The 19537-nt window shown below is 69.6% G+C and carries 18 protein-coding genes; 9 read left to right on the forward strand and 9 right to left on the reverse strand.

Annotation, left to right across the window (positions count from 1 at the left end; genetic code table 11):
• Positions 1–3 precede the first annotated feature (3 nt).
• From FNV62_RS15290 to FNV62_RS15305, 4 genes are all read right to left on the reverse strand, one after another.
• Positions 4–333 (reverse strand): bifunctional 3-phenylpropionate/cinnamic acid dioxygenase ferredoxin subunit, encoded by a 330-nt coding sequence (locus FNV62_RS15290; protein ID WP_054235896.1) that lies wholly within the window; start codon positions 331–333, stop codon positions 4–6.
• Positions 333–1514 carry a Fe-S cluster assembly protein SufD gene (sufD, locus tag FNV62_RS15295; RefSeq protein ID WP_054235897.1) on the reverse strand — a complete coding sequence of 394 codons (1182 nt, stop codon included), beginning with the start codon at positions 1512–1514 and terminating at the stop codon, positions 333–335. The genes FNV62_RS15290 and sufD overlap by 1 nt, the downstream gene beginning before the upstream one ends.
• A gap of 91 nt (positions 1515–1605) precedes the next feature.
• On the reverse strand, positions 1606–3030 hold the full coding sequence (gene sufB, locus FNV62_RS15300) for a Fe-S cluster assembly protein SufB (protein WP_054235898.1): 1425 nt from the start codon (positions 3028–3030) through the stop codon (positions 1606–1608).
• The gene (locus tag FNV62_RS15305) at positions 3027–3770 is read right to left on the reverse strand and encodes a helix-turn-helix transcriptional regulator (RefSeq protein ID WP_143601301.1); all 744 of its coding nucleotides are present in this window, start codon (positions 3768–3770) and stop codon (positions 3027–3029) included. The genes sufB and FNV62_RS15305 overlap by 4 nt, the downstream gene beginning before the upstream one ends.
• Positions 3771–3931: 161 nt before the next feature.
• On the opposite strand from FNV62_RS15305, the gene FNV62_RS15310 reads away from it, so the two are divergent.
• The 4 genes from FNV62_RS15310 to FNV62_RS15325 all read left to right on the forward strand — a co-directional run bounded on the left by FNV62_RS15310 (position 3932) and on the right by FNV62_RS15325 (position 7623).
• On the forward strand, positions 3932–4762 hold the full coding sequence (locus FNV62_RS15310) for an aminoglycoside N(3)-acetyltransferase (RefSeq protein ID WP_097284190.1): 831 nt from the start codon (positions 3932–3934) through the stop codon (positions 4760–4762).
• A gap of 46 nt (positions 4763–4808) precedes the next feature.
• Positions 4809–5732, forward strand: coding sequence for an ABC transporter ATP-binding protein (locus FNV62_RS15315; RefSeq protein ID WP_067733685.1), 924 nt, complete (start codon positions 4809–4811; stop codon positions 5730–5732).
• Positions 5733–5782: 50 nt separating this feature from the next.
• The gene (locus FNV62_RS15320) at positions 5783–6499 is read left to right on the forward strand and encodes an ABC transporter permease (RefSeq protein WP_225900836.1); all 717 of its coding nucleotides are present in this window, start codon (positions 5783–5785) and stop codon (positions 6497–6499) included.
• A gap of 116 nt (positions 6500–6615) precedes the next feature.
• Positions 6616–7623, forward strand: coding sequence for a COX15/CtaA family protein (locus FNV62_RS15325; RefSeq protein ID WP_097284191.1), 1008 nt, complete (start codon positions 6616–6618; stop codon positions 7621–7623).
• 2 nt (positions 7624–7625) lie between these two features.
• Here FNV62_RS15325 and FNV62_RS15330 read toward each other — a convergent pair whose 3' ends face one another.
• From FNV62_RS15330 to FNV62_RS15340, 3 genes are all read right to left on the reverse strand, one after another.
• Positions 7626–8732 (reverse strand): amidohydrolase family protein, encoded by a 1107-nt coding sequence (locus tag FNV62_RS15330; RefSeq protein WP_054235904.1) that lies wholly within the window; start codon positions 8730–8732, stop codon positions 7626–7628.
• A gap of 147 nt (positions 8733–8879) precedes the next feature.
• Positions 8880–9236: a hypothetical protein gene (locus FNV62_RS15335; RefSeq protein ID WP_054235905.1), complete on the reverse strand. Its 357-nt coding sequence runs from the start codon at positions 9234–9236 to the stop codon at positions 8880–8882.
• 95 nt (positions 9237–9331) lie between these two features.
• Entirely contained in the window at positions 9332–10285 is a 954-nt protein-coding gene (locus tag FNV62_RS15340) for a heme o synthase (RefSeq protein WP_079090393.1), read from the reverse strand.
• A 379-nt stretch (positions 10286–10664) separates the two neighbouring features.
• On the opposite strand from FNV62_RS15340, the gene tkt reads away from it, so the two are divergent.
• The 5 genes from tkt to pgl are packed head-to-tail and all read left to right on the forward strand — an operon-like array spanning position 10665 to position 17270.
• Entirely contained in the window at positions 10665–12752 is a 2088-nt protein-coding gene (tkt, locus tag FNV62_RS15345; protein ID WP_097284194.1) for a transketolase, read from the forward strand.
• 34 nt (positions 12753–12786) lie between these two features.
• The gene (tal, locus tag FNV62_RS15350) at positions 12787–13905 is read left to right on the forward strand and encodes a transaldolase (RefSeq protein WP_054235907.1); all 1119 of its coding nucleotides are present in this window, start codon (positions 12787–12789) and stop codon (positions 13903–13905) included.
• Positions 13906–13909: 4 nt separating this feature from the next.
• Complete coding sequence (gene zwf / locus FNV62_RS15355) at positions 13910–15433, forward strand: glucose-6-phosphate dehydrogenase (RefSeq protein ID WP_054235908.1); 1524 nt, start codon at positions 13910–13912, stop codon at positions 15431–15433.
• Positions 15430–16491: a glucose-6-phosphate dehydrogenase assembly protein OpcA gene (gene opcA / locus FNV62_RS15360; RefSeq protein ID WP_097284195.1), complete on the forward strand. Its 1062-nt coding sequence runs from the start codon at positions 15430–15432 to the stop codon at positions 16489–16491. The genes zwf and opcA overlap by 4 nt, the downstream gene beginning before the upstream one ends.
• Positions 16488–17270 carry a 6-phosphogluconolactonase gene (gene pgl, locus FNV62_RS15365; protein WP_054235910.1) on the forward strand — a complete coding sequence of 261 codons (783 nt, stop codon included), beginning with the start codon at positions 16488–16490 and terminating at the stop codon, positions 17268–17270. The genes opcA and pgl overlap by 4 nt, the downstream gene beginning before the upstream one ends.
• A 68-nt stretch (positions 17271–17338) precedes the next feature.
• Here the strand turns inward: pgl and FNV62_RS15370 are convergent, their stop codons facing one another.
• A complete protein-coding gene (locus FNV62_RS15370; RefSeq protein WP_060898342.1) occupies positions 17339–18178 on the reverse strand; it encodes a carbohydrate ABC transporter permease in 840 nt (279 codons plus the stop codon).
• The gene (locus FNV62_RS15375) at positions 18175–19533 is read right to left on the reverse strand and encodes an ABC transporter permease subunit (RefSeq protein ID WP_097284197.1); all 1359 of its coding nucleotides are present in this window, start codon (positions 19531–19533) and stop codon (positions 18175–18177) included. Before FNV62_RS15375 ends, FNV62_RS15370 begins: the two co-directional genes overlap by 4 nt.
• Positions 19534–19537: the final 4 nt, after the last annotated feature.

Genomic DNA, 19537 nt, shown 5'->3' on the forward strand with positions numbered 1-19537 from the left:
TCCTCAGGACTCCTGGGTGAGGGAGACGAGCACGTCGTCCCCTTCGATCTTTACGGGGTATACGGGGACGGGGCGCGTCGCGGGAAGGCCGGACGGCTTGCCGGTGCGCAGGTCGAACGCGGAGCCGTGCAGCCAGCACTCGATCTGGCAGTCCTCCACCTCGCCCTCGGAGAGCGAGACGTTCGCGTGCGAACAGATGTCGTTGATCGCGAACACCTCCCCCTCGGTCTTCACGACCGAGACCGGCGTGCCGTCGAGTTCCACCCGCTTCGGGGTGTCCTCCTCCAGCTCGCTCAGCCCACAGGCGCGTACGAACGTCGACGAGGCAGTCATCAGACCGACGCCTCCAGCTCCTCGTCGATCTTCACGAGGAGCCGCTCTTCGATGTCGTCGACACCGATCTGCTGCACGAGCTCGGCGAAGAAGCCGCGGACCACCAGTCGGCGGGCCTCGTCGGCGGGGATACCGCGGGCCATCAGGTAGAAGAGCTGCTCGTCGTCGAAGCGGCCGGTCGCGGAGGCGTGTCCGGCGCCGACGATCTCGCCGGTCTCGATCTCCAGGTTCGGCACGGAGTCGACGCGGGCGCCGTCGGTCAGAACCAGGTTGCGGTTCATCTCGTACGTGTCCGTGCCCTCGGCCTTGGCCTCGATGAGGACGTCACCGATCCACACGGCGTGCGCGCCGTCGCCCTGGAGCGCGCCCTTGTAGGCGACGTTCGACTTGCAGTGCGGGGTGTTGTGGTCGACCAGCAGACGGTGCTCCTGGTGCTGGCCCGCGTCCGTGAAGTACAGACCGAACAGCTCGACCTCACCACCGGTGCCGGCGTAGGCGACGCGCGGGTGCAGGCGCACGAGGTCGCCGCCGAAGGTGACCACGAAGGACTTGAACGTGGCGTCCCGGCCGATCAGCGCGTTGTGCTGGCCCACGTGCACGGCGTTGTCGTCCCAGTCCTGGACGGAGACGACGGTGAGCTTGGCGCCGTCGCCCAGGATGTAGTCGACGTTGGCGGCGAGCACGGCGTCACCAGTGTGGTCGATGACGACGACGGCCTCGGCGAAGGCTCCGAGCTCCACGACCTGGTGGCCGTAGGCGACCCCGCCCTCGCCGTGCACCGCGACGCGGATGGGCTCGGTGAGCACCGTCTCCTTGGGGACGGTGATCACGCCGGCCTTCTCGAACGCGGAGTACGCCTGGGCGGCGACGCGGTCCACCGGGGTGCCCGCCCGGCCGAGGCGCGCGTCGTCACGGCCGACGGTCTCCACGACGACGCCCGCGGGCGCCTCCACGTCCACCTTCAGGCCGTCGCCGGTCGCGACCGCGGTCCCGTCGTGCAGCCCGCGCAGGCGCTCCAGCGGGGTGAACCGCCACTCCTCCTCGCGGCCGTGGGGGACCGGGAAGTCCGCCACGTCGAAGGACGGGGGCGCGCTCATGCGCGTGGCGACGGTCGACTCGGCGGCCACCGCGATCTGTCCGGCGGTGGTGGAACCCACCGGGATGTTCTGAGCCTCAGCCATGGCTGTCGGTCTGCTCTCTTTCCTGCGTCGGTTGAGATCCTCGGGCCCGCCGGAAGGGGCGGGCCACCAGCTGTTTTCCGGGCGGCGGGTCTTAGCCGACCGCGCCTTCCATCTGCAGCTCGATCAGCCGGTTGAGTTCAAGCGCGTACTCCATGGGCAGCTCCTTGGCGATCGGCTCGACGAAGCCGCGCACGATCATCGCCATCGCCTCGAACTCCGTCAGACCGCGGCTCATCAGGTAGAAGAGCTGGTCCTCGGAGACCTTGGAGACCGTCGCCTCGTGGCCCATGGACACGTCGTCCTCGCGGACGTCGACGTACGGGTAGGTGTCGGAGCGGGAGATGGTGTCGACGAGCAGCGCGTCGCACAGCACGTTCGACTTCGAGCCGTGGGCGCCCTCGCCGATCTCGACCAGACCGCGGTAGGACGTACGACCGCCACCGCGCGCCACGGACTTCGACACGATGTTCGACGACGTGTTCGGCGCCATGTGGACCATCTTGGAGCCCGCGTCCTGGTGCTGGCCCTCGCCCGCGAAGGCGATGGAGAGGGTCTCACCCTTGGCGTGCTCGCCCATCAGGTAGACGGCCGGGTACTTCATGGTGACCTTGGAGCCGATGTTGCCGTCGATCCACTCCATGGTCGCGCCCTCGTACGCCACGGCGCGCTTGGTGACCAGGTTGTAGACGTTGTTCGACCAGTTCTGGATGGTCGTGTAGCGGCAGCGGGCGCCCTTCTTCACGATGATCTCGACCACCGCGGAGTGCAGGGAGTCCGACTTGTAGATCGGCGCCGTACAACCCTCGACGTAGTGGACGTAGGCGTCCTCGTCGACGATGATCAGCGTCCGCTCGAACTGGCCCATGTTCTCCGTGTTGATACGGAAGTAGGCCTGGAGCGGGATCTCGACGTGCACGCCCTTCGGCACGTAGATGAAGGAGCCACCGGACCACACGGCGGTGTTCAGCGACGCGAACTTGTTGTCGCCGACCGGGATGACCGTGCCGAAGTACTCCTTGAAGAGCTCCGGGTGCTCCTTGAGGGCGGTGTCGGTGTCGAGGAAGATGACGCCCTGCTCCTCCAGGTCCTCGCGGATCTGGTGGTAGACGACCTCGGACTCGTACTGGGCCGCGACACCGGCGACGAGGCGCTGCTTCTCCGCCTCCGGGATGCCGAGCTTGTCGTACGTGTTCTTGATGTCCTCGGGCAGGTCCTCCCAGGACTCCGCCTGCTTCTCCGTGGAACGCACGAAGTACTTGATGTTGTCGAAGTCGATCCCGGACAGGTCCGAGCCCCAGTTGGGCATGGGCTTCTTCTCGAAGAGGCGCAGGCCCTTGAGGCGGAGCTTGGTCATCCACTCCGGCTCGCTCTTCTTCGCGGAGATGTCGCGGACGACGTCCTCGTTGATACCGCGCTTGGCAGAGGCACCGGCCACGTCGGAGTCGGCCCAGCCGTATTCGTACGTACCCAGACCCTCGAGCTCAGGGTGGGCAGTCTCCTCGATGGGGAGCGTCATGCGGGGTTCCTCCCGGCGGTACTTGCAGATGCGTTATGGGTGGATTCGGAAATCTTGGGGATGAACGTGGTGCACACACCGTCGCCGTGGGCGATGGTGGCCAGCCGCTGAACATGGGTGCCGAGCAGCTGGGAGAAGATCTCGGTCTCCGCCTCGCACAGCTGCGGGAACTGCTCGGCGACATGAGCGACCGGGCAGTGGTGCTGGCAGAGCTGCTCGCCGACCGGTGCGCTACGCGCTGCAGCAGCGTACCCGTCCGCGCTCAAGGCCTTGGCCAGCGCTTCGGTGCGCTGCTCCGGCGCGGCGGCCTCGACGGCCCTGCGGTACGCCTCGGCCTGGGCGGCCATCCGGGCGCGGGCGAACGCGACGACCGCCTCGTCCCCGCCCTCGCGCGCCGCGATCCAGCGCATCGCGTCCGCGGCGAGCTTGTCGTAGGACTGGTCGAAGGCGTCCCGGCCGCAGTCGGTCAGGGCGAACACCTTGGCGGGACGGCCGCGCGTACGCGCTCCGTAGATCCGCTGTTCCCGTGCTTCCACCACGTCGTCGGCGACCAGCGCGTCGAGATGACGGCGCACGGCGGCCTGGGTGAGGCCCAGCCGCCCCGCGAGGTCGGCCACGGTCGACGGGCCGTGGTCCAGGATGGACCGCGCGACACGGTTGCGCGTCGAACGCTCACCGGTCGCGAGTTCCTCCTGAGGGGCCCCCGTGGGGGTCTCCCGAGCCTCGCCAACGTTTTTCACAACGCCATTGTTGCGTAATTCCCTGGAGCCTGACAAGCCGCGCCCCCGGAGGCGGGCGGTGCGCTACATCACTTAGGTATACCTAAGATGACCTGCGGAAACGATCTTTGATCGATCAATTCACTGGCTTCGGGACCGGCTCTCCGCAAGACTCGGGAACCATGTCGACACCCCCTCCGACCGGCCCACTCGTCACACGCGAGACCCTCGCCGCGCAGCTTCTGGAGCTGGGCGTCCAGCCAGGAGAAACGCTTCTCGCACACTCGTCCCTGAGTGCCCTCGGCTGGGTCAATGGCGGCCCGGTCGCCGTCGTCCAGGGACTGCTCGACGCGCTGGGTCCCGACGGCACGCTGGTGGTCCCCACCCAGTCCGGGGACCTCTCCGACCCGGCACTGTGGAGCAATCCGCCCGTACCCGAGGAGTGGTGGTCGCCCATTCGGGCGACGATGCCCGCCTACGACCCCCTCGTGACACCCAGCCGCGGGGTCGGCGTGATCCCGGAGACCGTCCGCACCTGGCCCGGCGCCCTGCGCAGCGCCCATCCGCAGACGTCCTTCGCGGCCCTCGGCCCCCGCGCGGCGCAGATCGTCGAGGGGCACGCCCCCGACTGCCGGCTCGGCGAGCGCAGCCCGCTGGCCCGCCTGGAGGCCCTCGACGCCCGAGTGCTCCTGCTCGGCGCGGGCTACGACACGTGCACCAGCTTCCACCTCGCCGAATACCGCATACCGTCCCCGCTCGTCGAGGTGGGACGCCCGGTGCGCACCCCACAGGGAACGACCCGCTGGGAGGTCGTCACGGAGGTGTCCGTCGACTCCGACCGCTTCGACGAACTGGGCTCCGACTTCGAACGGGACCGCCCCGTCGTACGGGGCCGGGTGGGCGCGGCCGACGTACGCCTGTTCCCGGTGGCCGACGCGGTGGCGTACGCGGAACGCTGGCTGGCACTGCACCGCCCCCGCGACGAATGGGTCGTACCCGGGACCGCCTCCTGAACCCCGCCCGACCGATCACCCGACCGGCTCCCTAGACTTGCGCCTCATGCGAAGCGAGCCCGTGGTCCAGGTCCAGGCCCTGGTGAAGCGGTACGGCGACAAGACCGCGGTGGACGGCCTCGACCTGGTGGCCGAGGCGGGCATCACCGCCGTACTGGGCCCCAACGGGGCGGGCAAGACGACCACGGTCGAGACCTGCGAGGGGTACCGGAAGCCGGATTCCGGCACGGTACGCGTCCTGGGCCTCGATCCGGTGAGACAGTCCGGGCAGCTCCACTCCCGCATCGGCGTGATGCTCCAGTCCGGCGGGGTCTACTCCGGTGCCCGCGCCGACGAGATGCTCCGCCATGTGGCGAAGCTCCACGCCCACCCCCTGGACGTGGACGCGCTCATCGAACGGCTCGGCCTCGACAGCTGCGGCCGCACGACCTACCGGCGGCTCTCGGGCGGCCAGCAGCAGCGCCTGGCGCTCGCGATGGCCGTGGTCGGCCGCCCCGAACTGGTCTTCCTCGACGAGCCGACCGCGGGCCTCGACCCGCAGGCCCGCCGCGCCACCTGGGACCTCGTCCGCGATCTGCGCGCCGACGGCGCCTCGGTCATCCTCACCACGCACTACATGGACGAGGCCGAGCAACTCGCCGACGACGTCGCCATCATCGACGCGGGCAGGGTCATCGCGCAGGGCTCCCCCGAGCAGCTGTGCCGCGGCGGCGCCGAGAACACCCTGCGCTTCACCGGCCGTCCGGGGCTCGACGTCGGCTCCCTGCTGAAGGCCCTGCCGGCCGACTGCACGGCCGCCGAACTGACGCCCGGCTCGTACCGGGTGGGCGGCAAGATCGACCCACAGCTGCTGGCCACCGTCACGTCCTGGTGCGCGCAGCACGGGGTGATGCCGGAGAAGATCTCCGTCGAACGCCACACCCTGGAAGACGTGTTCTTGGAACTGACCGGCAAGGAGCTGCGTTCGTGACCACCGCCGGTACCTACACCCCGAAGCCGGGGGCGGCCCCGCTGCCCCGGATGATCGGCGCGCAGGCCGCGCTCGAGACGAAGATGCTGCTCCGCAACGGTGAGCAGCTCCTCCTCACGGTGATCATCCCGACGCTCCTGCTGGTCCTGTTCAGCTCGGTCGACATCATCGACACCGGCAAGGGCAAGTCGGTCGACTTCCTGGCCCCCGGCATCCTGGCACTCGCCGTGATGTCGACCGCGTTCACCGGGCAGGCCATCGCCACCGGCTTCGAGCGGCGCTACGGGGTCCTGAAGCGGCTCGCCGCCTCCCCGCTGCCCCGCTGGGGCCTGATGACCGCGAAGACGGCGTCCGTGCTGGTCACGGAGGTCCTCCAGGTTGTTCTGCTGACCGCGATCGCCTTCTCGCTGGGCTGGTCGCCGCACGGCAACCCGCTGTCCGTCCTGCTCCTGCTGGTCCTCGGCACGGCCGCCTTCTCGGGTCTGGGCCTGCTGATGGCCGGCACGCTCAAGGCGGAGGCGACGCTCGCCGCCGCGAACCTGGTCTTCCTGCTGCTCCTCGTGGGCGGCGGTGTGATCGTCCCGATGGACAAGTTCCCGGCGGGCGCCCAGGACGTGCTCGGCCTGCTGCCCGTCTCGGCGCTCTCGGACGGGCTGAGGGACGTCCTCCAGCACGGAGCGGGCCTGCCGTGGGGCGACCTCGGGATCCTGGCCGTGTGGGCGGTCGTGGGCCTGGGAGGGGCGGGCAAGTTCTTCCGCTGGGAGTGACTGCGGGGGTGAGCGACTCCGGGTGTTCCGGGTGTATGGGCCTACGAGACGGGCTGAGATGGCGATTTGCGTAGGTGCGGGGGCCTCGTGAAGGCGTGCACAAGCGGACGCCTACGATGGGGCGCGTGCCAAACGTGACCCGAGCCGACGCCGTAGCCTTCGCGCGCAACCCGCTCGCCCTCATCGCCGAACGCTGGACCCCGACCTCCCGGACGGTTCGACGAGCGGCCCTCGCCGCGCTCGTCATGTCGGTGGTCATCGTGGTCACCGGCGGCGCCGTACGGCTGACCGGTTCGGGCCTCGGCTGCCCGACCTGGCCCAAGTGCACCGACGACTCGCTCACCACGACGAGCGCGATGGGCTTCCACGGAGTCATCGAGTTCACCAACCGCATGCTGACCTACGTGCTGTGCGCGGCGGTCGGCTGGGCGATCATCGCCGCGCGCTCCGAGAAGCCCTGGCGGCGCGACCTCACCCGGCTCGGCTGGGCGCAGTTCTGGATCGTCATGAGCAACGCGATCCTCGGCGGCGTCGTCGTCCTGGTCGGCCTCAACCCCTACACGGTCGCCGCGCACTTCCTGCTCTCCACGGCGCTCATCACGGTGGCCACGGTGATGTGGCAGCGCACGCGCGAGGGCTCCGCCGAGCCGCGCCCGCTGGTCGGCAAGGCGGTGCAGCAGCTCGTGTGGTGCCTGGTCGCCGCCGCCATCCTGCTGATCGCGGTGGGCACGGTGGTCACCGGCGCGGGTCCGCACGCGGGCGACTCCAGCGAGGTCGAACGCATGGCCGTCAACTGGGAGACCGTCACCAAGCTGCACGCCGTGCTGGCCTGGATCGTGGTCACGCTGACCTTCGCACTGTGGTTCGTCCTCAAGGCCGTCGACGCCCCCAAGGGCCCGCTCGACCGCACCCGCGAACTGTTCCTGATCCTGCTCGGCCAGGGCGTCATCGGCTACGTCCAGTACTTCACGGACCTCCCCGAAGCCCTGGTCGGCCTCCACATGTTCGGCGCCTGCCTGGTGTGGATCGGCGTCCTGCGGGTCCTGCTGTCGCTGCGCGAACGCCCGGAGGCCGCGGCGGAACTGCCGGGTCCTGCCGCGGAATCGGCGCTCACGCGCGCGTAGGCTCACTCCACCCCGTACACCCGCCGCGCGTTCCCCGCCGCGATCAGACCCGCCACCCGCTGCGCGTCCACCAGCGACCAGGCGCCCTCGGCGACCCAGGTGCCCAGCACCCGGGCCAGCGCCTCACGGAACAGGCGCGCGCCGACGACGTGCAGTTCGGGCAGACCGTGTGCACCGCTGGAGAACAGGAGCTTGCCGAAGGGGGCCAGCTCCAGGATCTCGGAGAGGACGGCCGCCGCCCGGGCTCCCGTCCGCACCAGCGCGGCACCCAGGTCGGCGTAGACGTGCGGGAAGACCCCGGCGAGGTGCGCCGCGTGACGGTGGTACGGGTAGCCGTGCAGGAGGATGAGATCCGTGCCGAGCCCGGCCGTGGCACGGGCGAAGTCGGTGAGCAGCACGGGGTCGGTGCGGTCGATGCGCAGACCTGGTTCGCCCAGGCCGGCGTGGAGCTGGAGAGGCAGCCCCGAGGCGACCGCGATCCACAGTAAGTGGCGCAGCAGAACCGGGTCGCTCAGCGCCCCGCCCACCCGGCGGTCCGCGAGCCAGCGGCCCGCCGCGCCCCGCACCTCTCCCGGTCCCGGCGGCTCGGGCGCGAGCGCCAGACCGTGGCGTCCCCCCGCGACCGACGTGAAGGCGACGGCGTTCGCGGCGGCTCCGTGGACGGACTCGGCGAGATTGGCGAGGAAGGACTCGACGGTGCCCGAGGTGTCCGCGACCTGTTCCGCCAGCAGCTCCAGGCGGACGATCTCATGGGCGTGGGCCGCGCCGGTCGAAGCCATCTCGCCCGGTCCCGTCAGGTCCCCGGGCAGCCCCGTGTCGACGAGATACGTCGTGATGCCGCTGCCGCGCAGGAGTCTGCGCCCCGACTCCAGGACGCCGAGTTCGCGGCGCCGGGCCAGATAGCGGGCGGGCGGACAGTGCGGCTCCAGACCGAGCAGGGGCGGGCACCAGCGGCGCACCGCGAAGCCGGTCTGGGTGTCGAAGAAGGTGGTGCCGGGGGCCGGGGGGCCCTCGGTTCTGGCGAGGTGGGCCTCGAAGGTGCCGAGGCCCAACTCCGTCCTCAGTACGCCGTGGCAGTACTGGTCCACCAGGGACGGCGTTTCGATCATCCGGACTCCCCGCGACTGGACCGTTGCGTTCTTCAGGTCCTAACGGGTGAGGCGGGCGTCAGGTGTTGGTGAAGCGCAAGGCATACCAACAGCTGACGGATATCGGATGACAGATATCAACTATCAGGTGACAGATAACAGATATTGTCAGCCGTTACTCGGCGCCCCAAGCTGGATCCCCGCCATCCTCTTCCACTCGTACGGCCCCGTCTTGATCTTCGCCGCGAACTCACCGTCGAACGTCTCGTGAACAGTGATCCCGGCCTTCTTCACGGCCTCTTCGGCGATCGTGAAGGTGGGCGCCACCACGTCCCCCCAGGCACCGTCCGCGCCGACGAGGACGATCCGGGCGCCGCGCTGTCCGATGTACTCGACGTGTCCCTCGGTCCCGCCGTGCTCCTTGGCGAAGGCGTTGATCCGCTGGGCGAGCTTGGCCGCCTTGCGCTCGGCCTTGACGTCCTGGGCGGCGCCGGTGGTCTCGTCAACCTGCTGCGTGTCTGCCATGGCCAGGATGCTACCGACGGGTAGATCAAACGGCGACGGGCGGGGTACGTGGCTTAGCCCACGTACCCCGCCCGTGAAGATCCGCCGGACGGCGCCTAGCGCAGGAAGGGGTCCACCGCGACCGCGACGAACAGGAGCGACACATAGGTGATGGACCAGTGGAACAGCCGCATCTCCTTGAGCTTCCCGCCGGTCACCTCGGCCTTGGCGCGGTTCTGCAGACCGTGCGCCTCCCACAGCCAGAACCCGCCCGCCCCGAGCGCGACCAGGGTGTAGAACCAGCCCGTGTAGCCGAGCGGGGTGAGCAGCAGCGAGACCGCGACCATCACCCAGCTGTAGATGACGATCTGGCGGGCGACCACCTTGTTGGAGGCGACGACCGGAAGCATCGGCACGCCCACACGCGCGTAGTCCTCCTTCACCTTCATGGACAGCGGCCAGTAGTGCGGCGGCGTCCAGAAGAACATGACGAGGAAGAGGATGACCGGCGCCCACGACATGGAGTTGGTGACGGACGACCAGCCGATGAGCACCGGGAGGCAGCCGGCGATGCCGCCCCAGACGATGTTCTGGGAGGTGCGCCGCTTGAGGATCATCGTGTAAACGACGACGTAGAAAAGGAGCGCTCCGAGTGACAGCCACGCGGACAGCCAGTTGACGGTCAGCCCGAACAGCAGGGTCGAGACGACCGCCAGCGTGATCCCGAAGGCCAGGCACTCACGCGGGCTGACCATGCCGGTGACCAGTGGCCGCTGCGAGGTGCGCTCCATCAGGGCGTCGATGTCGCGGTCGATGTACATGTTCAGCGCGTTGGCGCCGCCCGCCGACAGAAAACCGCCGAGGCAGGTGAGCAGGACCAGCTTGAGGTCGGGTACACCCTGCTGGGCCAGGAACATCACCGGAACGGTGGTGATCAGCAACAGTTCGATGATTCGCGGCTTGGTCAGCGCCACGAACGCCTTCACACGGGCCCCGAACGGCCGGTGGCTTGGGCTGCTGCTCGTCCCGAGCACCCCCGCTGGACGGGATTCGACGGCCGTCACGCACACCCCTGACAGAGACATCCCAGCGAGCCCCCGGGTGTGAACTCCCCGTAAAGGCTCGCGCGTACCACGCCACTGTAGACGTTGCCTATACCTCGGCCTTCGCGGGGGTGGGGTCGTGTTGGGAGCGGCCGCACCAGGGCGGGAAGAGGGGGTGCACGACGGGCGCGACGGAGCTCGATTGAGCACTCTTACGAGCGGCTCCGTATTCAGTTGCCGAACACGGAACGGACCAGTCGGGAGGCGGATCCCGGAGAGTCCCGGCAGTCTGGAATGACTCGAAAAAACGCACGTACCTACGGGGGTAGGCTCGACAACGGCCGGTGGGCGCCCAGTGCACCGGCATTCGACATGCGTGACATGTGGAGAGGAGCCCTGACCCAGGGTGAGCACCAAGCCGACCACCACAGACCTCGAGTGGACCGAGTTGGACCAGCGGGCCGTCGACACCGCCCGCGTCCTGGCCGCCGATGCCGTACAGAAGGTCGGAAACGGCCATCCCGGTACGGCCATGAGTCTGGCGCCTGCCGCGTACACCCTCTTTCAGAAGGTGATGCGGCACGACCCGGCGGACCCCGACTGGACCGGACGTGACCGCTTCGTGCTGTCCGCGGGCCACTCGTCCCTGACCCTCTACACGCAGCTCTACCTGGCCGGGTTCGGCCTGGAGCTGGACGATCTGGAGTCCTTCCGGACGTGGGGCTCCCGCACCCCGGGCCACCCCGAGTACGGACACACCCCGGGTGTGGAGACCACGACCGGCCCGCTCGGGCAGGGTGTCGCCAACGCGGTGGGCATGGCGATGGCCGCCCGCTACGAGCGCGGTCTGTTCGACCCGGACGCGGCGCAGGGCGAGTCCCCCTTCGACCACTTCATCTACGCGATCGCCGGTGACGGCTGCCTCCAGGAGGGCATCTCGCACGAGGCGTCCTCCCTGGCCGGTCACCAGAAGCTCGGCAACCTCGTCCTGCTGTGGGACGACAACCACATCTCGATCGAGGGCGACACCGAGACGGCGGTCTCCGAGGACACCGTCAAGCGGTACGAGGCGTACGGCTGGCACGTGCAGCGCGTCGCGCCGAAGCCGGACGGCGACATCGACCCGCACGCCATCTACAACGCGATCGAGGCCGCGAAGAAGGTGACGGACAAGCCGTCGTTCATCGCGATGCGCTCGATCATCGCCTGGCCCGCCCCGCACGCGCAGAACACCGAGGCCGCGCACGGCTCGGCGCTCGGCGAGGACGAGGTCGCGGCCACCAAGCGCGTTCTCGGCTTCGACCCGGAGAAGTCCTTCGAGGTCGCGGACGAGGTCCTCGCGCACACCCGCCAGGCTCTCGACCGCGGCCGTGAGGCGAAGGCCGAGTGGGAGAAGGGCTTCCAGGAGTGGCGCACCGCTCAGCCCGAGCGTGCCGCCGAGTTCGACCGGATCGCCGCGTGCGAGCTGCCGGCCGGCTGGGAGGAGAAGCTCCCGGCGTTCGAGGCGGGCAAGGGTGTCGCCACCCGTGCCGCGTCCGGCAAGGTGCTGCAGGCTCTCGGTGCGGTCATCCCCGAGCTGTGGGGCGGCTCCGCCGACCTCGCCGGCTCGAACAACACGACGATCGACCCGAACTCCTCGTTCCTGCCGGCCGACAACCCGCTGCCGGGCGCGAACCCGTACGGCCGCACGATCCACTTCGGCATCCGCGAGCACTCCATGGCCGCGGAGATGAACGGCATCACGCTGCACGGCAACACCCGTGTCTACGGCGGCACCTTCCTGGTGTTCTCCGACTACATGCGCAACGCCGTGCGTCTGTCCGCTCTGATGCACCTGCCGGTGACGTACGTGTGGACGCACGACTCCATCGGTCTCGGTGAGGACGGCCCGACCCACCAGCCGGTCGAGCACCTGGCCTCGCTGCGCGCCATCCCCGGCCTCAACGTCGTCCGTCCCGCGGACGCCAACGAGACCGCGATCGCCTGGCGCGAGATCCTCAAGCGCTACACGAAGGTCTTCGGCAAGGGCGCCCCGCACGGCCTCGCGCTGACCCGTCAGGGCGTGCCGACGTACGAGGCCGACGAGAACACGGTCAAGGGCGGTTACGTCCGCTTCGAGGCCGAAGGTGGCGAGCCGGAGGTCATCCTCATCGCCACCGGTTCCGAGGTGCACGTGGCGGTGGAGGCGCGCGAGCAGCTCCAGGCCGCGGGCGTCCCGACGCGGGTCGTGTCCATGCCGTGCGTGGAGTGGTTCGAGGAGCAGGACCAGGGGTACCGGGACAGCGTCCTGCCGCCGTCGGTGAAGGCGCGCGTCTCGATCGAGGCCGGTATCGGTCTGACCTGGCACAGGTTCGTCGGGGACGCGGGACGCATTGTTTCGCTGGAGCACTTCGGTGCTTCGGCGGACGGCAAGGTCCTCTTCCGTGAATTCGGCTTCACTGCCGAGAACGTCGCGGGCGTCGCCCGGGAATCGATCGCCGCAGCCCAGCGCTGACGCTGATATACGACACGTAGGAGATGCAATTTCCATGACAGACGCACTGAAGCGCCTCTCCGAGGAAGGCGTCGCGATCTGGCTGGACGACCTGTCGCGCAAGCGGATCACGTCCGGCAATCTCGCCGAACTGATCGACCAGCAGCACGTCGTGGGCGTCACCACCAACCCGTCGATCTTCCAGAAGGCGATCAGCAGCGGCGACGGCTACGAGCAGCAGCTCGCCGATCTCGCCGCCCGCAAGGTCACCGTCGACGAGGCCATCCGCATGATCACGACGGCGGACGTCCGTGACGCCGCCGACATCCTGCGCCCGGTCTTCGACGCGACGCAGGGCCAGGACGGCCGGGTCTCCATCGAGGTCGACCCGCGCCTCGCCCACAACACCGCCGCGACCATCGCCGAGGCCAAGCAGCTGGCCTGGCTGGTGGACCGCCCGAACACGCTCATCAAGATCCCGGCGACCAAGGCGGGCCTGCCCGCGATCACCGAGGTCATCGGCCGGGGCATCAGCGTCAACGTCACGCTGATCTTCTCGCTGGAGCGCTACCGCGAGGTCATGGACGCCTATCTGGCGGGTCTGGAGAAGGCGAAGGCCGCGGGCCTGGACCTCTCCAAGATCCACTCGGTGGCGTCCTTCTTCGTGTCCCGCGTGGACACCGAGATCGACAAGCGGCTCGACGCCCTGGGCACCCCCGAGTCCAAGGCCGCCCGCGGCAAGGCGGCTCTCGCCAACGCCCGGCTCGCCTACCAGGCGTACGAGGAGGTCTTCTCCTCTGACCGCTGGGCCGCCCTCGACAAGGCGCAGGCCAACAAGCAGCGCCCGCTGTGGGCGTCGACCGGCGTCAAGGACCCGGCGTACAAGGACACCCTGTACGTCGACGATCTGGTGGCGCCGAACACGGTGAACACCATGCCGGAGGCCACCCTGCAGGCCACCGAGGACCACGGCGACATCACCGGCAACACCATCGCCGGTACGTACGAGCAGTCGCGCGCCGAGCTCGACGCGGTCGAGAAGCTCGGGATCTCGTACGACGACGTGGTCCAGCTCCTGGAGGACGAGGGCGTCGAGAAGTTCGCGGCGTCCTGGAACGACCTGCTCAAGTCCACAGAGGTGGAGCTCAAGCGCCTCGCCCCTTCGGAGGGCTGAAACCTTGTCAAGCAGCAATCCGCTGCGTGACCCCGCAGACCGACGGCTCCCGCGTATCGCGGGGCCGTCGGGCCTGGTCATCTTCGGCGTCACGGGCGATTTGTCACGTAAAAAGCTGATGCCCGCCGTGTACGACCTCGCCAACCGCGGGCTGCTGCCGCCGGGCTTCTCGCTCGTCGGCTTCGCCCGCCGCGAGTGGAAGAACGAGGACTTCGCCCAGGTGGTCCACGACGCCGTCAAGGAACACGCCCGTACGGAGTTCCGCGAGGAGGTCTGGCAGCAGCTCATCCAGGGGATGCGCTTCGTCCAGGGCACCTTCGACGACGACGACTCGTTCGAGCGGCTGCGCGCCACGATCGACGAGCTGGACAAGGCGCAGGGCACGGGCGGCAACTTCGCCTTCTACCTCTCCGTGCCGCCGTCCGCCTTCCCGGTGGTCATCCAGCAGCTGAAGAAGCATCATCTGGCCGACCAGTCGAACGGCTCCTGGCGGCGCGCGGTCATCGAGAAGCCCTTCGGCCACGACCTGAAGTCGGCCGAGGAACTCAACGCGATCGTGCACGAGGTCTTCTCCTCGGACCAGGTCTTCCGCATCGACCACTACCTGGGCAAGGAGACCGTCCAGAACATCCTGGCGCTCCGCTTCGCCAACACGATGTTCGAGCCGATCTGGAACCGGTCCTTCGTCGACCACGTGCAGATCACCATGGCGGAGGACATCGGGATCGGCGGCCGGGCCGGCTACTACGACGGCATCGGCGCCGCGCGGGACGTCATCCAGAACCACCTCCTGCAGCTGATGGCCCTGACCGCCATGGAGGAGCCCTCCTCCTTCGACGCGGACGCCCTCGCCGCCGAGAAGACCAAGGTCCTCGGCGCGGTCCGGATCCCCCGGGACCTGGGCCGCGACACCGTCCGCGGGCAGTACGCGGCCGGCTGGCAGGGCGGCGAGAAGGCCGTCGGCTACCTCCAGGAAGACGGTATCGACCCCAAGTCGAAGACCGACACCTACGCCGCGATCAAGGTGGAGGTCGACAACCGCCGCTGGGCGGGCGTCCCCTTCTATCTGCGCACCGGCAAGCGGCTCGGCCGCCGCGTCACCGAGATCGCGGTCGTCTTCCAGCGCGCCCCGCACTCCCCGTTCGACCACACGGCGACGGAGGAGCTGGGCCAGAACGCGATCGTCTTCCGCGTCCAGCCCGACGAGGGCGTCACGGTCCGCTTCGGCTCCAAGGTGCCCGGCACCTCCATGGAGATCCGGGACGTCTCGATGGACTTCGCCTACGGCGAGTCGTTCACCGAGTCCAGCCCGGAGGCGTACGAGCGCCTGATCCTGGACGTCCTGCTGGGCGACTCGAACCTCTTCCCGCGCACGGAGGAGGTCGAGCTGTCCTGGAAGATCCTCGACCCGATCGAGCAGTACTGGGACAAGCACGGCAAGCCCGCACAGTACCCCTCGGGCACGTGGGGCCCCGTCGAGGCCGACGAAATGCTCGAGCGAGACGGACGGAGCTGGCGTCGCCCATGAAGATAGACCTCACGGACACCACGGCCAGCAAGATCAACAAGGCGCTGGTGCAGGGCCGCCGCGCCATCGGCACCCCCGCCGTCGGCATGGTGCTCACCCTCGTCATCGTCACCGACGAGGAGAACGCCTACGACGCCCTGAAGGCCGCCAACGAGGCGTCCCGCGAGCACCCCTCGCGCACCCTCGTGGTCATCAAGCGCGTCTCCCGCTCACCCCGCGACCGCACGAAGTCGCGCCTCGACGCCGAGGTGCGGGTCGGCGCGGACGCGGGCACCGGCGAGACGGTCGTGCTGCGGCTGTACGGGGAGGTCGCCGACCACGCCGACTCCGTCGTCCTGCCGCTGCTGCTGCCGGACGCGCCGGTCGTCGTCTGGTGGCCGGTGAGCGCGCCGCTCGACCCGGCCAACGACCCGCTCGGAAAGCTGGCCCAGCGCCGCGTCACCGACACCTACGCCGCCGAGGCGCCCGCACGCGAGCTCAACGCGCGTGCCGACGCCTACACCCCCGGGGACACCGACCTCTCCTGGACCCGCATCACGCCCTGGCGCTCGATGCTGGCCGCCGCCCTCGACCAGGTCGTCTGTGACGTGAAAGCGGTCGAGGTGGAGGGCGAGGAGTTCAACCCGAGCGTGGAGCTGCTCGCCATGTGGCTCGCGGACCGGCTGGACGTTCCCGTCAAGCGGTCCAAGTCCTCCGGCCCCGGCCTCACCGCCGTCCGCATGGAAACGAGCTGCGGCCCGATCGCCCTGGACCGCGCCGACGGCACCCTGGCGACCCTCTCCATCGACGGCCAGCCCGACCGTGCGGTGGCGCTCAAGCGCCGCGACACCTCGGAGCTGATCGCGGAGGAGCTGCGCCGGCTCGACCCGGACGACACCTACGCGTCGGCGCTGCGGTACGGGGTGGACCGGCTGAACGGGGCGACGGCCGAGGCCGTCGAGGAGGAGCCGGCCACGGCGAAGGCGGCCGTCAGGACCGCCGCCGCCAAGGCGCCCGCGAAGAAGGCCCCCGCGAAAGCCGCCGCTAAGGCCCCTGCGAAGAAGGCGGCCTCCGAGTGAACACTCCGCAGCTCGTCGTGCACCGCGACAAGGAGCTGATGGCCCAGGCCGCCGCGGCCCGGCTGATCACCAAGGTCGTGGACGCGCAGGCCTCGCGCGGCTACGCCTCGGTGGTCCTCACCGGTGGGCGCAACGGCAACGGGCTCCTCGCGGCGCTCGCGGCCGCGCCCGCCCGGGACGCCATCGACTGGGGCCGTATCGACCTGTGGTGGGGTGACGAGCGGTTCCTGCCCGAGGGCGATCCGGACCGCAACGACACCCAGGCCCGTGCGGCACTGCTGGACTCGGTGCCGGTGGACCCCGCGCGCGTGCATCCGATGCCCGCGTCCGACGGTCCCTACGGTGCCGACGTGGACGCGGCGGCGGAGGCGTACGCGGCCGAGCTCGCGAAGGCAGCGGGCCCCGAGAACCACGGTTTCGTGCCCTCGTTCGACGTCCTGATGCTGGGCGTCGGCCCGGACACCCACGTGGCCTCGCTCTTCCCGGAGCTGCCCGCGGTCCGTGAGACGGAGCGGACGGTGGTGGGCGTGCACGGCGCTCCCAAGCCCCCGCCGACCCGGGTCACGCTCACCCTGCCCGCGATCCGTTCCGCCCGTGAGGTCTGGTTGCTGGCGGCCGGCGAGGACAAGGCGCAGGCCGCGGCGATCGCCCTCTCGGGCGCGGGCGAGGTGCAGGCTCCGGCGGCCGGCGCCCACGGGCGCTCGCGCACCCTGTGGCTCCTGGACGCGGCGGCGGCCTCCCAGCTGCCGCGCTCGCTGTACCCGCCGGCCTCGGCCTGAGCCCGAGAGACGGAGCCCCCGCCAAAAGACTGCGCAGTCTTTTGGCGGGGGTCTGCGGGCGCGGTCCCTCACTTCACCGACCCGGCCATCACCCCTTGCACGAAGTGCCGCTGGAACGCGAAGAACACCATCACCGGAACGATCAGCGACAGGAACGCCCCCGGTGCCAGCACATCGATGTTGCTGCCGAACTGCCGTATCTGGGACTGGAGTTCGACCGTCAGTGGCTGCGAGGAGCTGTCGGCGAACAGCAGGGCGACCAGCATGTCGTTCCACACCCACAGGAACTGGAAGATGGCCAGGCTCGCGAGGGCCGGGCGTCCGACCGGCAGCACCAGCCGGGTGAAGATGCGCCACTCGCTGCCTCCGTCCATCCGGGCGGCCTCCAGCATCTCCTTCGGCATCTCCGCGAAGTAGTTGCGCAGCAGGAAGATGGCGAACGGCAGCCCGTAGGAGACGTGGAAGAGCACCACACCGGGAATCGTGCCGAACAGCCCCAGCGCACCGAAGAGTTTGGCGACCGGCAGCAGCCCGATCTGGACCGGCACCACCAACAACGCCACCACGACAAGGAAGATCGTGTCCCGGAAGGGGAACTCCAGCCAGGCGAAGGCGTATCCGGCGAGCGCCGCGATCACCACGACGAGGACGGTGGCCGGCACGGAGATCAGCACGGTGTTCCAGAACGCCCGCGTCATCCCCGCGTTGCCCAGGAGCGCGGAGTAGTTGTCGAAGGAGAGCTGACCGGGTCTGGTCAGCACCGTCCACCAGCCTCCCTCGGCGGTGTCCTGCGCCGAGCGCATCGAGGAGAGGAAGAGCCCCGCGAGCGGGGTGACCCAGACCAGGCCGACGATCACCAGGAACGCCTGCACCAGGCCGTTGCCGAGCCCCCGCCTGAGCGCGTTCATCGTTGACTCCTTCGGAAGCGGCGGACGTTGAAGACCATGGCGGGGACGACCAGGAGCAGGAGGAGCACACCGAGTGCGCTGCCCAGGCCCTGGTTGTTGCCGCCGCCGAAGGACACCAGCCACATCTGGGTGGCGAGCACGGTGGCGTCCTCCTGCACGGGGCCCGGCGCGATGATGTAGACGAGGTCGAAGACCTTCATCACGTTGATCACGAGCGTGACGAAGACCACGGTGAGCACGGGTGCCAGCAGCGGCACGGTGATCCGGCGGAAGATCTGCCACTCGTTGGCGCCGTCCATCCGGGCCGCCTCCAGCGCGTCGCGCGGCAGGGCGGCGAGTCCGGCGCCGATCAGCACCATGGCGAAGCCGGTCCAGATCCACAGGTAGGCGCCGATGATGGCGGGGGTGACCAGCGCCGGACCGAGCCAGGACACGCCCTCGTACGGCGGGCTGAAGTTCGACGCGGGCAGCCGCACGGTGTACGAGCCGGGGTCCAGCCCCGAGAAGCGGAAGGAGCCGTCGGCCGCGGTGGTCGTGCTCGCGACCGTCTTCCCGTCGCGCGCCGCCTCGACCTTCATCTCGGGCAGTCCGCTCTCCCCGCGGTCGACCTGGCCCTGTTTCCCTCCCCCGCCGGGTGTGAAGTCCAGGTAGACGACACCGCGCAGCTCGTCCCGGGCCGCCTTCTGCCCCGCGGCCGCGTAGGCGGGCTTCGCGTCCTTCGGCAGGTCCTTGGGGAGGACGCCGACGAGGCCGAGGCCGACCGTGTGGCCGGGCGAGGCGGAGGCGGTCGTACGGTACGAACCGTCGGCGCCCTTGGTGAGGACTCGGCCGTCGCGGGCACGGGCGGTCGGATAGGACGAGGTTCCCTCGAACGCGTCGTGGACGCCGACCACGGCGGCGTTCAGGACACCCTTGTCGGGGTCCTCGTCGTACGCGAGCCGGAAGATGATGCCGGCGGCCAGGAAGGAGACCGCCATGGGCATGAACAGCAGCAGCTTGAACGCGGTGGCCCAGCGGATCTTCTCGACCAGGACGGCGAGCACCAGGCCGAGCCCGGTGAGCAGCGTCGGCGCGACGACGACCCAGATCGCGCTGTTGCGTACGGCCTTGAGCGTGGCCGGGTCGCGGAACATCTCGGTGTAGTTGTCGCCGCCCACGAACCGGCTGCCGGAGGCGTCGAAGAAGCTGCGCCCCACGGAGAAGACCACGGGGTAGACGACGAGCGCGCCGAGCAGGAGCAGGGCGGGGAGGACGAAGACGAGGGCGATGATCCGGCCACGGCGCCTGGCGCGCCGTCTGTGGTCGGCCATGCCGACGGCCGGAGGCCTCGCCTCTTTCACGAGGGTGGCGGTCATGGCG

Origin of the sequence: Streptomyces sp. RLB3-17 (assembly GCF_007113425.2) — a bacterium.
GTDB lineage: Bacteria > Actinomycetota > Actinomycetes > Streptomycetales > Streptomycetaceae > Streptomyces > Streptomyces mirabilis_D.

Coding starts and splice junctions, on each gene's coding strand:
- FNV62_RS15290 (WP_054235896.1), bottom strand. CDS start 333: ATGACTGCCTCGTCGACGTTCGTACGCGCCTGTGGGCTGAGCGAGCTG.
- sufD (WP_054235897.1), bottom strand. CDS start 1,514: ATGGCTGAGGCTCAGAACATCCCGGTGGGTTCCACCACCGCCGGACAG.
- sufB (WP_054235898.1), bottom strand. CDS start 3,030: ATGACGCTCCCCATCGAGGAGACTGCCCACCCTGAGCTCGAGGGTCTG.
- FNV62_RS15310 (WP_097284190.1), top strand. CDS start 3,932: ATGTCGACACCCCCTCCGACCGGCCCACTCGTCACACGCGAGACCCTC.
- FNV62_RS15315 (WP_067733685.1), top strand. CDS start 4,809: ATGCGAAGCGAGCCCGTGGTCCAGGTCCAGGCCCTGGTGAAGCGGTAC.
- FNV62_RS15320 (WP_225900836.1), top strand. CDS start 5,783: ATGATCGGCGCGCAGGCCGCGCTCGAGACGAAGATGCTGCTCCGCAAC.
- FNV62_RS15325 (WP_097284191.1), top strand. CDS start 6,616: ATGGGGCGCGTGCCAAACGTGACCCGAGCCGACGCCGTAGCCTTCGCG.
- FNV62_RS15330 (WP_054235904.1), bottom strand. CDS start 8,732: ATGATCGAAACGCCGTCCCTGGTGGACCAGTACTGCCACGGCGTACTG.
- FNV62_RS15335 (WP_054235905.1), bottom strand. CDS start 9,236: ATGGCAGACACGCAGCAGGTTGACGAGACCACCGGCGCCGCCCAGGAC.
- tal (WP_054235907.1), top strand. CDS start 12,787: ATGACAGACGCACTGAAGCGCCTCTCCGAGGAAGGCGTCGCGATCTGG.
- opcA (WP_097284195.1), top strand. CDS start 15,430: ATGAAGATAGACCTCACGGACACCACGGCCAGCAAGATCAACAAGGCG.
- FNV62_RS15370 (WP_060898342.1), bottom strand. CDS start 18,178: ATGAACGCGCTCAGGCGGGGGCTCGGCAACGGCCTGGTGCAGGCGTTC.
- FNV62_RS15375 (WP_097284197.1), bottom strand. CDS start 19,533: ATGACCGCCACCCTCGTGAAAGAGGCGAGGCCTCCGGCCGTCGGCATG.